Annotated in this window: 15 protein-coding genes; 9 read left to right on the forward strand and 6 right to left on the reverse strand. The window is 68.1% G+C overall.

From position 1 onward, the window contains the following. Positions 1 to 73 precede the first annotated feature (73 nt). Positions 74 to 1,363 (forward strand): serine hydroxymethyltransferase, encoded by a 1,290-nt coding sequence (glyA, locus tag BUR94_RS14335; RefSeq protein ID WP_074256870.1) that lies wholly within the window; start codon positions 74 to 76, stop codon positions 1,361 to 1,363. Between the two features lie 221 nt (positions 1,364 to 1,584). Here the strand turns inward: glyA and zapE are convergent, their stop codons facing one another. After that, positions 1,585 to 2,670, reverse strand: a complete 1,086-nt coding sequence (zapE, locus tag BUR94_RS14340) for a cell division protein ZapE (RefSeq protein WP_074256871.1) — start codon at positions 2,668 to 2,670, stop codon at positions 1,585 to 1,587. Between the two features lie 106 nt (positions 2,671 to 2,776). Between zapE and BUR94_RS14345 the strand changes: the two genes are divergently transcribed. Next, positions 2,777 to 4,021 carry an MFS transporter gene (locus tag BUR94_RS14345; RefSeq protein ID WP_074256872.1) on the forward strand — a complete coding sequence of 415 codons (1,245 nt, stop codon included), beginning with the start codon at positions 2,777 to 2,779 and terminating at the stop codon, positions 4,019 to 4,021. Then, positions 4,018 to 4,656, forward strand: a complete 639-nt coding sequence (locus BUR94_RS14350; protein WP_074256873.1) for a hypothetical protein — start codon at positions 4,018 to 4,020, stop codon at positions 4,654 to 4,656. Before BUR94_RS14345 ends, BUR94_RS14350 begins: the two co-directional genes overlap by 4 nt. On the opposite strand, the gene BUR94_RS14355 is transcribed toward BUR94_RS14350, so the two are convergent. The 3 genes from BUR94_RS14355 to BUR94_RS14365 are packed head-to-tail and all read right to left on the reverse strand — an operon-like array spanning position 4,653 to position 7,110. After that, positions 4,653 to 5,585, reverse strand: a complete 933-nt coding sequence (locus BUR94_RS14355) for an alpha/beta fold hydrolase (RefSeq protein WP_074256874.1) — start codon at positions 5,583 to 5,585, stop codon at positions 4,653 to 4,655. The two genes, BUR94_RS14350 and BUR94_RS14355, sit on opposite strands and share 4 nt — an antisense overlap. Further along, the gene (locus BUR94_RS14360) at positions 5,582 to 6,493 is read right to left on the reverse strand and encodes an ornithine cyclodeaminase family protein (RefSeq protein ID WP_074256875.1); all 912 of its coding nucleotides are present in this window, start codon (positions 6,491 to 6,493) and stop codon (positions 5,582 to 5,584) included. The genes BUR94_RS14355 and BUR94_RS14360 overlap by 4 nt, the downstream gene beginning before the upstream one ends. Then, positions 6,490 to 7,110, reverse strand: a complete 621-nt coding sequence (locus BUR94_RS14365) for an HAD family hydrolase (RefSeq protein ID WP_074256876.1) — start codon at positions 7,108 to 7,110, stop codon at positions 6,490 to 6,492. Before BUR94_RS14365 ends, BUR94_RS14360 begins: the two co-directional genes overlap by 4 nt. Positions 7,111 to 7,245: 135 nt before the next feature. Between BUR94_RS14365 and BUR94_RS14370 the strand changes: the two genes are divergently transcribed. Then, complete coding sequence (locus BUR94_RS14370) at positions 7,246 to 8,421, forward strand: acetyl-CoA C-acyltransferase family protein (protein WP_074256877.1); 1,176 nt, start codon at positions 7,246 to 7,248, stop codon at positions 8,419 to 8,421. Positions 8,422 to 8,448: 27 nt separating this feature from the next. On the opposite strand, the gene BUR94_RS14375 is transcribed toward BUR94_RS14370, so the two are convergent. Both BUR94_RS14375 and BUR94_RS14380 read right to left on the reverse strand, forming a co-directional pair. Then, a complete protein-coding gene (locus BUR94_RS14375; RefSeq protein ID WP_074256878.1) occupies positions 8,449 to 9,114 on the reverse strand; it encodes a hypothetical protein in 666 nt (221 codons plus the stop codon). Between the two features lie 80 nt (positions 9,115 to 9,194). Beyond that, complete coding sequence (locus BUR94_RS14380) at positions 9,195 to 9,929, reverse strand: hypothetical protein (RefSeq protein WP_074256879.1); 735 nt, start codon at positions 9,927 to 9,929, stop codon at positions 9,195 to 9,197. 113 nt (positions 9,930 to 10,042) lie between these two features. On the opposite strand from BUR94_RS14380, the gene BUR94_RS14385 reads away from it, so the two are divergent. The 5 genes from BUR94_RS14385 (at position 10,043) to arfB (ending at position 14,561) form a co-directional block, all read left to right on the forward strand. Then, on the forward strand, positions 10,043 to 11,383 hold the full coding sequence (locus BUR94_RS14385) for an MFS transporter (protein WP_074256880.1): 1,341 nt from the start codon (positions 10,043 to 10,045) through the stop codon (positions 11,381 to 11,383). Further along, positions 11,380 to 12,285 (forward strand): penicillin-insensitive murein endopeptidase, encoded by a 906-nt coding sequence (gene mepA, locus BUR94_RS14390; protein WP_074256881.1) that lies wholly within the window; start codon positions 11,380 to 11,382, stop codon positions 12,283 to 12,285. Before BUR94_RS14385 ends, mepA begins: the two co-directional genes overlap by 4 nt. Continuing rightward, positions 12,258 to 13,163, forward strand: coding sequence for an esterase-like activity of phytase family protein (locus BUR94_RS14395; RefSeq protein ID WP_074256882.1), 906 nt, complete (start codon positions 12,258 to 12,260; stop codon positions 13,161 to 13,163). Before mepA ends, BUR94_RS14395 begins: the two co-directional genes overlap by 28 nt. Positions 13,164 to 13,256: 93 nt before the next feature. Beyond that, positions 13,257 to 13,883: a queuosine precursor transporter gene (locus BUR94_RS14400; RefSeq protein ID WP_074256883.1), complete on the forward strand. Its 627-nt coding sequence runs from the start codon at positions 13,257 to 13,259 to the stop codon at positions 13,881 to 13,883. A gap of 255 nt (positions 13,884 to 14,138) precedes the next feature. Then, positions 14,139 to 14,561: an alternative ribosome rescue aminoacyl-tRNA hydrolase ArfB gene (gene arfB / locus BUR94_RS14405; RefSeq protein WP_074256884.1), complete on the forward strand. Its 423-nt coding sequence runs from the start codon at positions 14,139 to 14,141 to the stop codon at positions 14,559 to 14,561. Positions 14,562 to 14,579: the final 18 nt, after the last annotated feature.

Genomic DNA, 14,579 nt, shown 5'->3' on the forward strand with positions numbered 1-14,579 from the left:
TGCCGCTTTTGCCCCGGCCCGGCATGGGATACATCCCCGCCATCCTGACACGCATCGCAAAGAGGCCTGCCCCATGAACGCGCCCCACCGAGACAGCGGATTCTTCACCGAGACCCTCGCCTCCCGCGACCCCGAGATCGCCAAGGCCATCGGCCAGGAGCTGGGCCGCCAGCGCGACGAGATCGAGCTGATCGCCTCCGAGAACATCGTGAGCAAGGCCGTGCTCGAGGCCCAGGGCTCGGTGCTGACCAACAAGTATGCCGAGGGCTACCCGGGCAAGCGCTACTACGGCGGCTGCCAATTCGTCGACATCGCCGAAACCCTCGCGATCGAGCGCGCCAAGGAGCTCTTCGGCTGCGGCTTCGCCAACGTCCAGCCCAACTCCGGCAGCCAGATGAACCAGGCCGTGTTCCTCGCCCTGCTCCAGCCGGGCGACACCTTCATGGGGCTCGACCTGAACAGCGGCGGCCACCTCACCCACGGCTCGCCCGTCAACATGTCGGGCAAGTGGTTCAACGTGGTCAGCTACGGCGTGCGCCAGCAGGACCAGCTGCTCGACATGGAAGACATCCGCGCCAAGGCTCTGGCCAACAAGCCCAAGCTGATCGTCGCCGGCGGCACCGCCTATTCCCGCGTCTGGGACTGGGCCGCCTTCCGCGAGATCGCAGATGAGGTCGGCGCCTACCTGATGGTCGACATGGCCCATATCGCCGGGCTCGTCGCCGGTGGGGTGCACCCCTCGCCGCTGCCCCACGCCCATGTCTGCACCACCACCACCCACAAGAGCCTGCGCGGCCCGCGCGGCGGCATGATCCTCACCAACGACGAGGACATCGCCAAGAAGGTCAACTCCGCCGTCTTCCCCGGCCTCCAGGGCGGCCCGCTGATGCATGTCATCGCCGCCAAGGCCGTGGCCTTCGGCGAGGCGCTGCGCCCCGAGTTCAAGAGCTACGCCGCCCAGGTGGTGAAGAACGCGCAAGCCATGGCCGACCAGCTCCAGAAGGGCGGGATCGACATCGTCTCCGGCGGCACCGACAACCACCTCTGCCTTGCCGACCTGCGCCCCAAGGGCGTCACCGGCAAGGCCGCCGAGGCAGCCCTTGGCCGCGCCCACATCACCACCAACAAGAACGGCGTGCCGTTCGATCCCGAAAAGCCCTTCGTCACCTCCGGCATCCGCCTCGGCGCGCCCGCCGGCACCACCCGCGGCTTCGGTGAGCCCGAGTTCCGCCAGATCGCAGACTGGATCGTGCAGGTCGTCGACGGCCTCGCCGCCAACGGTGAAGAGGGCAACGCCGAGGTCGAAGAAAAGGTAAAGGCCGAGGTCTCCGCCCTCTGCGCCCGCTTCCCGCTCTACGAGTAAGGCGCACGCCCTGTCATCCTCGGTCCCGACCCGGTCATCCTCGGGCATGACCCGAGGATCTCCCACCTGCCAGAACCCCGCCCCACCCGGCGGGGTTTTTCATGCCACCAGGCGCACGCTCCATTAATTAATGCCGCCTATGTCATCCGACATGCATACGGGTTGTGCATGGGTTGTGCATCGGTTGTGTATGTGACCTTTTTGCGGTTAACGCGGGGTCCTTACCCCTCCGCACGCCCCCATCCGGCCCCCATCATCTCGCGCAACCGGCTTGCCGTGCGCTCGAACTCGAAGGTGCCTTCGCCCTCCAGATAAAGGCTCTCCGGCTGGTCCGCCGCCGAACAGATCAGCCGCACCTTCCCCTCGTAAAGCGCATCCACCAGCGTCACGAACCGCTTGGCCTCGTTGAAGTTCGAGCGGCTCAGGCAGGGGATGTCATCCACCATCAACACCCGCGCCGCCTCGGCGATGGCCAGGTAATCCGCCGGGCCCAGCGGCTTGCCGCAAAGCTCGTAAAAGCTGGCCCGCGCGACCCCGTTGGAGAACTTCGGCAGCTCCACCTCGCGGCTCTTGACGACAAGCTTCAGCGGCGCTGCATCCGGCCCCGAAAGATCGGTCCAGACTTCGTCCATCTGCGCCCGCGCCTTCGGGCCAAGCGGCGAGAAATAAACCGGATTCCCGGCCAGCCTGTCCTGCCGGTAGTCCACGTCGGCGGACAGCTCGCGCACCTCCATCCGCTGCTCCAGAAGCTCGATGAACGGCACGAAGAGCTGCCGGTTCAGCCCGTTCTTGTACAGGTCTTTCGGCGGCCGGTTCGAGGTGGTCACCACCGCCACGCCCGCCGCAAAGAGCTTCTCGAAGAGCCGCCCCACGATCATCGCATCGGTGATGTCGGTGATCTGCATCTCGTCGAAGCAGAGCAGCTCCACCTTGCCCGCCACATCCTCGGCCACGGGCCGGATGGCGTCATCCACCCCGGTCTTGCGCGCCTCGTGCAGCCCGGCATGAACCTCCTGCATGAAGGCATGAAAGTGGACGCGGCGCTTTTTCGGGGTGTTAACGCTTTCGTAGAACAAATCCATCAACATGGACTTGCCCCGGCCCACACCGCCCCAAAGGTAAAGGCCCGTCACCGGCTCGGGCGCCGATTTTCCGCCGAAGAGGCTCCGCAGGCCTCCCTTCGGCTCCGGTCGCGCCTCCAGCGCGGCCCGCACCCGTTCGAACGCGGGCAAGGCGGCCCTCTGCGCGGGGTCGTCCTTCAGCGTGCCTGTCGCAACGCGGGCGTCATAGAGGTCTGGCAGGGTCATGCTGTCCTCTAACCTTTGCGCAAGACGGGTGAAACCCACCACCCGTGATGCTCTCCATCAAGAAAAGCAATTTGACGTGTTAAGGGGCATCGTCAATTAAACACGCATGGAAACCCGCGCCCCCCTCCTCACCCCGGTCCTGATCGGCGGTTGCCTCGTCATCCTCGTCGGTTTCGCCATCCGGGCGAGCTTCGGGGTGTTCCAGATACCCATCTCGGAAGAGTTCAACTGGCCGCGCGCCGAGTTCTCCCTCGCCATCGCCATCCAGAACCTCGCCTGGGGCATCGGCCAGCCGATCTTCGGCGCCATCGCCGAAAAGATCGGCGACCGGAAGGCGATCATCATGGGCGCGGTGCTCTATGCCGTGGGCCTCGTGCTCTCCTCGGTCGCAGTCTCGCCGCTCCAGCACCAGCTGCTTGAAATCCTTGTCGGTTTCGGCGTCGCGGGCACCGGCTTCGGGGTCATCCTCGCGGTCGTGGGCCGGGCCTCCTCGGATGAAAACCGCTCCATGTCGCTCGCCATCGCCACCGCCGCAGGCTCCGCGGGCCAGGTCTTCGGGGCCCCGCTGGCCGAATGGATGCTGGGCTTCCTGAGCTGGCAGCAGGTCTTCCTCGTCTTCGCCGCCGCCATCCTCGCAGTGCTCGCCGTCCTGCCGATGATGCGCTCGCCCCAGGCCGCCACCCGCGCCGAGCTTGAGGAGTCCATCGGCCAGGTCCTCGTCCGCGCGGCAAAGGACCCCTCCTTCACCCTGATCTTCCTCGGCTTCTTCTCCTGCGGCTACCAGCTGGCCTTCGTTACCGCCCACTTTCCGGCGCTGGTGGCCGAGATGTGCGCCCCGATCCAGGCCGGCGGCATGCTGGCGGGCCTCGGCATCTCCACCACCTCCGCGCTCGGCGCCGTGGCGATCTCGCTCATTGGCCTCGCCAACATCGCCGGCACCCTCGCGGCCGGCTGGGCCGGCAAGCGCTACACCAAGAAATACCTGCTCGCCGGCATCTACACCGCCCGCACCATCATCGCCGGAGCCTTCATCCTCTTCCCGATCACCCCCGCCACGGTGCTGATCTTCTCGGTCCTCATGGGCTCGCTCTGGCTCGCCACCGTGCCGCTCACCTCGGGCCTCGTCGCCCACATCTACGGGCTGCGCTACATGGGCACGCTCTACGGCATCGTCTTCTTCTCGCACCAGCTCGGCAGCTTCATCGGCGTCTGGCTCGGCGGGCGGATGTATGACATCTATGGCGACTACACGATGGTCTGGTGGATCGGCGTCGGCGTCGGCGCCTTCTCGGCGCTGGTGCACCTGCCGATCCGCGAGAACCGCACGCCGCCGCAAGGACTTGCCGCTTGATCCGCCTGCTGCTCGCCGCCCTGCTTGTCCTCGTACCGCTCGCGGCCACCGCCGACGACACCCTCGCCTGGGCCCGCGCCCAGCCGCAGCCCATGCGCACCGTGCTGCTGCGCATCGCAAAGGATCCGGCCTTCACCTCGACCCTCTCGCAATGCCCCGGCGCGCTCTACCGCGCCTCCAAGGCCCGCTACCGCAGCGACACCTCCTGCGCCCGCAAGCCCAACGCCTGCCTCGACCGCTGCCTGAAGGGCGACCAGTCCTCCTGCTTCAACCTCGCCAACGCAATGCAAACCGTCGCGCCGCTGGAGGAAGAGAGCCGGTTCGCCTACCCGCTCTACGCCCGCGCCTGCGCGCTCGGCAATGCCAACGCCTGCGTCAATGCCGCCGCCACCGCCCGCAACGGCAGCTGGCGTCCCGGCACCCGCCCCGGCACCGCCACGGCCCCCGCCTGCCAACTCAAGACCTACGCCGAGGCCTGCACCAACGGCGCCGCCTGGGGCTGTTACATGGAGGGCAACATCCACCGCGACGGCGCCCCCGGCACGCGCCGCGACCCGGCCCGCGCCGATGCGCTCTACGCCCGCGCCTGCACCCTCGCGCCCAAGTCGGGCGCCTGCATCTCGGGCGATCGCTAGAGCCGCGCGAGAAAGCCGGTCAGCGCCTTCAGAACCTCGCGCGGATGGGTGTGCGGCACACCGTGGCCCGCCGCCTCCACCGTGATCTGCTCCGCTCCCGGCGCCACCTTCGCAAGCCGCTTGCCGGCCGCCTTCAGGATCAGCCCGTCCTCGCCGCCCCAGACGGCGAGCATCGGCAAACCGGCCGCGTCGAGCCCCTTGAGGGTGGGCCGCATGTCCTCGGCCAGCATGTGCCGGATCGAAGACAGCACCGCCCGCCGATACCCCCGCGTCCGGCTCTCCTGCGCCAGCCTTGTGGCGATGTTCTCCACCGAAGAGGGCCCCTGCCGCGCCGCCTTCCGCGCCGCAGCCCTCAGGCCCGGGCCGGAGAAGGTGGCCCAAAGCCAGTCACCCAGCACCGGTGTCGCGGCGCAGAACCGGGTGAACCCCTCCATCCGGTGCCCCAACCCGGCCGGAGCCAGCATCGCCAGCCCCCGCACATGGCTCGGGTAGGCCTCCGCATAGGCCGCCGAAATCGCCGCGCCCATGGAGTAGCCCACCAGCAGCACCCGCGCGTCGCCCGCCTCCGCCTCGATCACCCCCGCAAGCTGGCGGACGAACAGTGCGCGGTTCTGCGCCTTGCCCGGCATGTCCGAGCCGCCCCGGCCCCAGAGATCGTGGCGCACCACGCGCCAGCCCAGCACGACGAGCCCCGCCGCGATGGCGTCGAACACCCAGGAGGGCGTGGTCAGCCCATGCACCAGCACCGCCACCGGCCGGCCCGGCAACCCGTCCACCGTAACCCGCGTGAGCCCGTCGGGCAGCCGCAGCATCCGCCCCGGCAGGCCCTCCCGCGCGGCGGCGCGTGAGCGGCACATCAGCCAGGCGAGGAGAGGCGGCAGAATGACGAGGGCAACGGCCGCCGCAAGGAGCCAGCCCCAGGGGGTCACGCTCCGACCCAGTCGAGAATGTGCCGCGCGGTCATCAGGTCCAGATGCGCGCCGCCGCCGTTCTTGGCCACCGTGATCTCCGTGTCGCTCTCGCGGCGCACCGCATCGAGCTGGTAGAAATCGGCGATGATGTCCTCCTCCGAGATCACCCCCCGCGCCAGCGGATCCTTGATCTCGCCGATGTGCCCGACCGTCGTCGCCCGGCTGTCCACGAAGAGCCGCGCGCGGCGCAGCACCTCGTCATCGGCCTCCCGCATGTCGGGCCGATAGGCGCCGATCAGGTCGATGTGCTGGCCCGGTTGCAGCCATTCGCCCTTGAGCACCGGCTCGGTGCTCATGGTCGCCGTGGCGATGATATCGGCCCGGCCCACGGCTTCGGCCAGGTCCTCCGCGACCAGCGCGCCGGTCTGCTCCGCCAGCTGCGCCGCCCGCCCTGCGGTGCGGTTCCACAGGGTGAACTTCGCCCCCGGAAAGCCCGCCGAATAGGCCTCGATCAGCGAGGCCGCCACCGTGCCCGCGCCCAGGATCAGGATGTTGCGGCTCTCCGGCCGCGCCAGCCGGCGCGCCGCCAGCAGGCTGTCTCCGGCGGTCTTCCACTTGGTGACGAGGTGAAAATCCACGAAGGCCTCCGCCTCGCCGGTCCGATCGGAGAAGAGCGTCACCGCCCCGTTCACCGCAGGCTTCTCCACCGCCGCATTGCCCGGAAAGATCGTCGCCGTCTTCACCAGCGAGCCCAGCCCGTCGATCCAGGCGGCCCGGCTCAGCAGCGTGTCCTCCCCCCGGTAGAGAAAGATATCCTCGATCTCCGCCTCGGGCAGCCGGTGGGCCTCGGCCAGCGCATCGGTGAGCGCCAGCCAGTTCAGCGCAGCCTCGCCCTGTTCATAGGTTATAAACTTCGGTGTGGTCATATCGCCTTGTCCTCGGAGAGCAGGCCCTCGGCCACCAGCCGTTTCGCCAGCCCCTCCGGCCCCTCGAAGAGGTGGGTCTGCCAGCCGCGCGATGCCGCAACGCGGATGTTGTCGGTCCGGTCGTCGGCAAACAGCAGCGCCTCGGGCGGCACGCCGCAATCGGCTTCGACGGCGGCGTAGATCTCGGGGTCCGGCTTGGCCATCTTCATGTGGCCGGAAATATAGCGCCGGTCGAACTCGGCCAGAAACGGGTAGTGGCTCTCGCCCAGCTCGAAACTCTGGATACCGAAGTTCGACAAGGCGAAGACGGGCACACCGCCCGCCCGGAGCGCCCGGAGCAGGCGCACCGAATGGTCGATCGCAGGCCGGGCCATCTCGATCCAGCGGTCGTGCCAAAGGATGATCTCCGCCGTCCAGTCGGGGTAGGCCGCCGCCGTCTCCATCACCATGTCCCGAAAGGTCTCGCCCCGGTCCACCCGGTCGTTCATCCCGTGCAGGTCCACCTCGGCAAAGAGCCGCTCCCGCCGCGCGCGCCCGATCTCGGCGTCGTAGAACCGCTCCGGGTTCCATTCGATGAGCACGTTGCCGATGTCGAAGATGACGGCGCTGACAAGCATGCGGATTCCTTTCCGGGAGGCTTCGGGGCAAACTCAATCATCTGACGTTGCGGCTCTCAACCCCCAGCGCACGCTCCCCCGGTTGCCCGGCGGCCCCCGCGGGTTACACTCCCGGCAACGGCAGAGGAGGCCCCCATGGACGATATCGTGATTCTCGACGGTGCCCGCACCGCCATCGGCACCTTCGGCGGCGCGCTCGCCGCCACCGCTCCCACCGCGCTCGGCGCCACCGTCGCCCGCGAGGCAATGGCCCGCTCCGGCGTGGAGCCCGGCCAGATCGGCCATGTCGTCTACGGCCACGTCATCAACACCGAGCCGCGCGACATGTATCTCTCCCGCGTGGCGGCAATGGATGCCGGCATCCCCGAGAACACCCCAGCGATGAACGTGAACCGCCTCTGCGGCTCCGGCGCGCAGGCCATCGTCTCCGCCACCCAGGCGCTCGCGCTGGGCGATGCCGATTTCGCGCTCGCCGGCGGCGCCGAGAGCATGAGCCGCGCGCCCTACGTCCTGCCCGACGCCCGCTGGGGCCAGAAGATGGGCGATATCAAGTCGCTCGACATGATGCTGGGCGCGCTCAACTGCCCCTTCGGGACCGGCCACATGGGCGTGACGGCGGAGAACGTCGCCGCCGAGCACCAGGTCAGCCGCGCCGACCAGGACAATTTCGCGCTCGAAAGCCAGACCCGCGCCGCCGCCGCCATCGCCGAAGGTCGCTTCCAGAGCCAGATCGTGCCGGTGGAGATCCGCGTGAAGCGCGAGATGGTGCCCTTTGCAACCGACGAGCACCCCAAGCAGACGACCGCCGAAAAACTCGCCGGCCTCCGCCCCGCCTTCCAGAAAGACGGCACCGTGACCGCCGGCAACGCCAGCGGCATCAACGACGGCGCTGCCGCCCTCGTGCTCGCCCGCGCCGAGGCCGCCGAGAAGGCCGGCCTCAAGGCCCGCGCCCGTGTCATCGGCTATGCCCACTCGGGTGTCAGCCCCCATGTCATGGGCATCGGCCCGGTGCCCGCCGTGCGGGCCCTCTGCGCCCGCACCGGCCTTTCGGTCGATGATTTCGACGTGATCGAAAGCAACGAGGCCTTCGCCGCCCAGGCCATCGCCGTCAACCGCGGCCTCGGCCTCGATGGCACACGGGTCAACCCCAACGGCGGCGCCATCGCGCTTGGTCACCCGGTCGGCGCGACCGGCGCGATCATCACCGTCAAGGCGCTCTACGAGCTTGAAAGAACAGGCGGAAAGCGTGCGCTGATCACCATGTGCATCGGCGGCGGCCAAGGCATCGCGCTGGCCATCGAGGCCATCTGACCCGCGCCTGCCGCCGGGCGGAGTGCCTCACTCGAACTTGAGGCTCTCCAGCACACGCCCGCTCAGCGAGGACGGAAAATCATCGGGCGAGCCGATCGGCACCGCCTCTTCGGATATCTGGGCGAGGGCCACCACACCGGCCTCCGCCTGGGGGTTGGGCAACCCGAGCAGGCGCCAGTGCACCTTGCCGAAGGTGGGGTCGTCGTAGCTTCCGAAGATCTCCACCGCCCGGAGCCCGCCCACGTCGACCTTGCGGATATTCTGCCGGCTGGCCCCGGCCTTGCCCTCGATGAAGCCCGGCACGACCAGCGCGTTCATGATCTCCATCAGGTACTCCAGCCGCGGCTCTTCTTCGGCCATGGGAAGGCTGAGGTCCGAGAAGGTCACCGCCTCGATCAGCCCGCCCCCCTCGGTCGAGAAGACGAACTTGACCAGCCCGGTCTGCGGGGTCTCGACCACCCGGCTCTGGTAGCTGCCATCGCCCGAGAGCGGCACGACCACAGCAAAGGCCGCAGCCTCGTCCTTGCCGTGCTTTGTGAGGTAGTCGCGGTCGGCCTTGAAGGTCTCGCCCGCCACCACGTCCTGGTTGGAGCGCAGGTTGAGCTTGAACCCCCCGAGTTGCTCGGTCTGGCTCTGCGCCCAGAGCGGCGAACACAGGAGGAGGGCGGTCAGGAGGGTGAAGGCGCGCGTCATGAAAAAGGCATCCGTCGTTGAAAGCGGGTGCCGGCAGTCTAAGCGCGCCGGGGCCGAGAGGGAAAGCCCCGCCTTTGCGCCTAGTCCGCGTCCGGCGCCGCCGGGCCTTCCTGTGCGGTCTCCCGCACCGGCGGCTCCGAAAGCCGCAGGGTGGAGAGCGCCTTGCCGGTCAGGCTGGGGCCGAAGTCGGCAGCCTCGACGGCCAGATGCGCGCGATTCACATGACTCACCGCATAGAGGCTCTCGGCACGCTCCGGGTCGGGCAGGGCAATGAACCGGTACGAATAGCGGGCCTCGTCGCGCGGATCGAGATAGGTGCCCGTGAGTTCCATCGCGCGGTAGCCCTCGCCATGACCCACGCGCACCTCGCGCACCGGCTCTGCGGTGACCTCCTCGAACTTCTGGCTCAGCAGCGCGGGCCCCTGCTCGGCGAGCTTGGGCGCGATGGCGGCCAGCCGGTCATCCATCTCGCCCAGCGGAATCCGGATCGGCGCCATGAACAGGCTCTCCAGAAAGCTCTCGTCCTCGGCGCGAAAGTTGAACTGCACAACGCCGCCCTCGGGCAACTCTTCCACGCCGATGCTGTGGCTCTGCTCCGGCCGCTTGGGCAGGATGATCTGAAAGGCCACGCCCGGCACCTGCCCGGTGCGCGCGACAAAGGCTTGATCCACCCGGTAGGTGCGCCCGATCACCACCTGCTCGCTGACCGCAGCCACGTTGTCTCCGGGGCCGCCCCGGCGCATCGCCTCGCGGGCCACCAGCAGGCTCCCCGCCACGAGGACAGCCAGTATGACAAGATTGATCGGACGAAACATCGGCCACTCTGCTCGGTTTTCCGCGACCATATTTGAGCCGCACGGCCCCCGCAATGCGCAGTTGCGCCCCGGCCCGCTTCAATGCTCTATGAACCCGGACAGGGGGCAGCAAAATGTCGGAAGTTTCAGCGAAAAAGCGCATCTGGGGCTGGTTCTTCTTCGACTGGGCCTCGCAGCCCTACAATACGCTTCTGCTCACCTTCATCTTCGCGCCCTATGTCGGATCGGTCCTCGAAGACGGCAGCCGGGCCCAGGCGGCCTGGGGCTTCGGGGTCGGGGCGGCGGGCATCGTCATCGCGCTCCTCGCTCCCATCCTCGGCGCGATGGCAGATACCTCGGGCCGCCGGGTGCGCTGGATCTGGGGCTTCTCCCTGCTCTACGTCGTCGGGGCATACGGCCTCTGGTGGGCCGAGCCTCAGGACTTCGACCTCACCCGCACCCTCGTGCTCTTCGCCATCGGCCTGATCGGGATGGAGTTTGCCACGATCTTCACCAATTCCATGCTGCCCGATCTCGGCACCCGCGAGGAGATCGGCCGCATCTCCGGCAACGGCTGGGCCTTCGGCTACGTCGGCGGCCTCTTCGCGCTGGTCATCATGCTGGTCTTCCTGGCCGAGAGCCCGACGACAGGAAAGACCATGGCCGGCTTCGCACCCCTCTTCGGGCTCGATCCGGAGGCCCGCGAGGGCACCCGCGCCGTGGGGCCGCTCACGGCGATCTGGTACGCGATCTTCATGGTGCCCTTCTTCCTCTGGGTCCGCGACCCGCGGCGCGAGAAGCCCTCCGCCGGCGCGGTCAAGAAGGCGCTCTCCGGTCTGGGCAACACCCTGCGCACCCTGCCGCAGTCGCCCTCGTTGCTGGCCTACCTGACCTCGTCGATGTTCTACCGCGACGCGCTGAACGGCATGTATACCTTCGGCGGCATCTACGCCGCAGGCGTGCTCGGATGGTCGGTCGTGCAAACCGGCATCTTCGGCATCCTCGCAATCATCACCGGCGCGATCTTCGCCTGGCTCGGCGGCCGCGCCGACACTGCCTTCGGGCCGAAGCCGGTGATCGTGACCTGCGTCGTCGTCCTGACCGCCGTGGCCATATCGGTGGTCATGGTCAGCCGCGAGAGCGTCTTCTTCCTGCCCGTGGGCCCCGAGAGCCAGCTGCCCGACCTCGCCTTCTACTTCCTCGGCGCGGTGATCGGAGCGGCGGGCGGCGTGCTTCAGGCGGCCTCGCGGACGATGATGGTGCGCCAGGCCAACCCGGCACGGATGACAGAGGCCTTCGGGCTCTATGCGCTGGCCGGAAAGGCCACCTCCTTCATCGCGCCGATCTCGATCGGGGTGGCCACAACCCTTACCGGATCACAGCAACTTGGGGTCTCGCCGCTGATCGCCCTCTTCATTATCGGGCTCGTTCTGCTACTCTGGGTCAAACCGGACGGAGCAGAACCCCAACAATGATCCGAGCAGCCCTGGCAGCCCTTTCCCTTGTTCTCGCGGCACCGCTGACCGCGCCCGAGGCCTCCGCGCAATCGAAGGCCAGCGCGCTTTTTGCCTCCAAGCCCAGGCCGGCGCGCGGCAAATCCGAGGTCTTCGGCTTCTACTCCAAGGGCTGCGCCGCGGGCCTTGTCGAACTGCCCGAGACCGGGCCGCGCTGGCAGGCGATGCGCCTGTCGCGCAACCGCAACTGGGGCCACCCCGAGATGATCGAATTCATCGAGCGGCTCTCCGCCCAGGCCGTAAAATTCGGCTGGCCCGGCATCTACGTCGGCGATATTTCGCAACCCCGCGGCGGCCCCTCGCCCTCGGGCCACTCCTCGCATCAGACCGGCCTCGACGTGGATATCTGGTATACCCGCCCCTCGCGGCTGAACCTTACCCGCGGCGAGCGCGAGAGCCTCGGCGCCCTGATCGTGCGCAACAATGACCAGCGCACGCTGAACAACAAATGGACCAACGCCCATGCCGCTCTGCTCGAAGCCGCCGCCCGCGACCCGATGGTCGACCGCATCTTCGTCACCGCTCCGATCAAGATCTCGATGTGCCAGAAGGCCACCCGGCGCGACAAGAAATGGCTCCAGAAGATCCGCCCGCTTTATGGCCACCACGATCACTTCCACGTTCGGCTCAAGTGCCCGCGCGGCTCGCCGGATTGCGTGGTGCAATCGCCCGGCGTCGACGAGCTTTCCAAGGGCGGTGACGGCTGCGACGAGAGCCTGATGTGGTGGGTCACCGACTACCTCAACCCGCCCAAGGTCAAGGCCGATCCCAACGCCAGGAAGGCCCCGCGCAAGCGCCACCCGCGCGACTACGTCATGGCCGACCTGCCCCGCTCATGCGTCGGCGTTCTCAACTCGGACTGAGCCTCGCCGCCCTCGCGCTCTGTGCCGGCCTCGCCCTCGCGGCAGGCCAAGGCGGGCAGCGCGTGGTGTCGGTGAGCCTCGGCAGCAGCGATGCCGAAACCCGCTTCGGCGGGTTCTCGGGGCTCGAGGTCTCGGAGGATGGCATCCGGTTCTGGGCCCTTTCCGACCGTGCCGCGCTGGCCGAAGGCCGGCTGCTGCGCGATGCGGCGGGCAGCCTGACCGGCGTCGAGATCACCACCCACAGCCGGCTGACCGATCCCGACGGCCACCCGGTGAACGGCTACGAGAGCGATGCCGAGGGCCTGGCCCGGCGCGACGACGGGCGGTTCTTCGTGTCCTTCGAGGGCTACCACCGGATCTGGACATGGCGCGGCGACGACATCCTCCACGGCGGCGAGGCCGCGTGGCTGCCCCGCCACCCCGACTTCAAGACATTCCAGAACAACTCCGCCCTCGAGGCGCTGGCCATTGCCCCGGATGGCGCGCTCTACACCCTGCCCGAACGCTCCGGCAGCTACGCCACGCCCTTCCCGGTCTATCGCTATGCCGAGGGCGCGTGGCAAGTTGTCGGGCACATCGAGCGCGAGGGCGAGTGGCTCCCCGTCGGCGCCGATTTCGACGACCGTGGCCGCCTCACCCTGCTCTGGCGCCACTTCACCGGCTACGGCTTTTCCAGCCGCATCACCCGCCACGACATGACGGGTAACCTGTGGCCCGGCCAGGAGCTTTACCGCTCCGGCCCGCTGACCCACGGCAACCTCGAGGGCCTGTCGCTCTGGCGCGATGCCAGGGGCCGACTTCGCGCGGTGATGGTGTCCGACGACAACTTCAAGGGCTACCAGCGCAGCGAGATCGTCGAGGTGCAGCTGTCCGACTGAGGCTTGCAATGCCATCGCCACGGGTCTAGAAGCCCGCCGTCCCGCACGGTGCGGGGCCAAGTCCCCGACCACCTTGCAAAAACGGGCCATATCATGAAGACCAACCTCATCATCGGCGTTCTCGCCATGGCCGCCGTCGTGGTGGCCTCCAACATCCTCGTCCAGCATCTTCTGGGCGACTGGCTGACCTGGGGCGCACTGACCTACCCCATCGCCTTTCTCGTGACCGACACGATGAACCGCCTCTACGGCGCCCCCACCGCCCGCAAGGTGGTGATCGCGGGCTTCGTCGTGGGCGTCGCCTGCTCTTTCGTCGGCTCCCAGATCCAGGGCGAGTTCGGCCCGCTGGTCACGCTGCGCATCGCACTCGGCTCGGGCCTGGCTTTTCTTTCTGCCCAATTGCTGGACGTTGCGGTGTTTGACCGGATGCGTGCGCGGGCATGGTGGCAAGCCCCGCTCGGCTCCACGCTGGTCGGAAGCACCACCGACACGGTGATCTTCTTCTCCGTCGCCTTCGCCGCCACCTTCAACGGGCTGGAGCCGGCCGCCGTGCCGGACTGGGCGCAGGAGGGCATTCCCCTTCTGGGCAAGGGCCCCGTGGCCCCGCTCTGGGTCTCGCTCGCCGTGGCCGACTGGGGCGTGAAGCTGGCCCTGGCCGCCCTCGCCCTCATTCCCTTCCGCCTCATAACTGCAAATTTCGCGCGCGCAGAAAAAGTTTGACAGGTGCACACTTCCGATTCACGCTGAACTTGCGTTTTTCAACAGCTGAAAGGAGGTGATCCAGTGTCGAGAGCTACATTGGAGAGAGGTGTCGGGACAACGGCGGAGGTCAGCGCGTAGGGCAGCCCTTGCGCGGAGATGACCGCAATTGGCCGAGGGTCTAACCGGACCTCGCCTCCAACACAGTTCGACAGGGCCGTTCCGTCTTCCGGAGCGGCCCTTTTGATTGCCCCGCCACGGCGCTAGGAAAGAGCCATGCCGATCCGGATCAACGATCAGATCACGATAGAGGACTGGGAGCTTGTCGAGGTTTTCACCACCTCGCAGGGCCCGGGCGGCCAGAACGTGAACAAGGTCGCCACCGCGGTCGAGCTGCGTTTTGCCGCCGCCGCCTCGCCCCACCTGCCCGAACCGGTCAAGACCCGCCTGCGCCGTCTTGCGGGTCGCCGCTGGACCGATGCCGGCGAAGTGCTGCTGCTGGTGCAAGACACCCGGTCCCAGGCGCGCAACCGCGACCTCGCCCGCGAACGGCTGGCCGAGCTGATCCGCAAGGCGCTCGAAAAACCCAAGAAACGCATCCCCACGCGCCCGACCCTCGGCTCCAGGAAGCGGCGCCTGAAGGCAAAAAAGGAACGCGGCGAGGTAAAGTCCCTGCGCGGCAAGGTCGATCCCGAGTAGGGCGGGCAGGCTGCCCGC

The sequence above is a fragment of the Vannielia litorea genome (assembly GCF_900142295.1).
GTDB lineage: Bacteria > Pseudomonadota > Alphaproteobacteria > Rhodobacterales > Rhodobacteraceae > Vannielia > Vannielia litorea.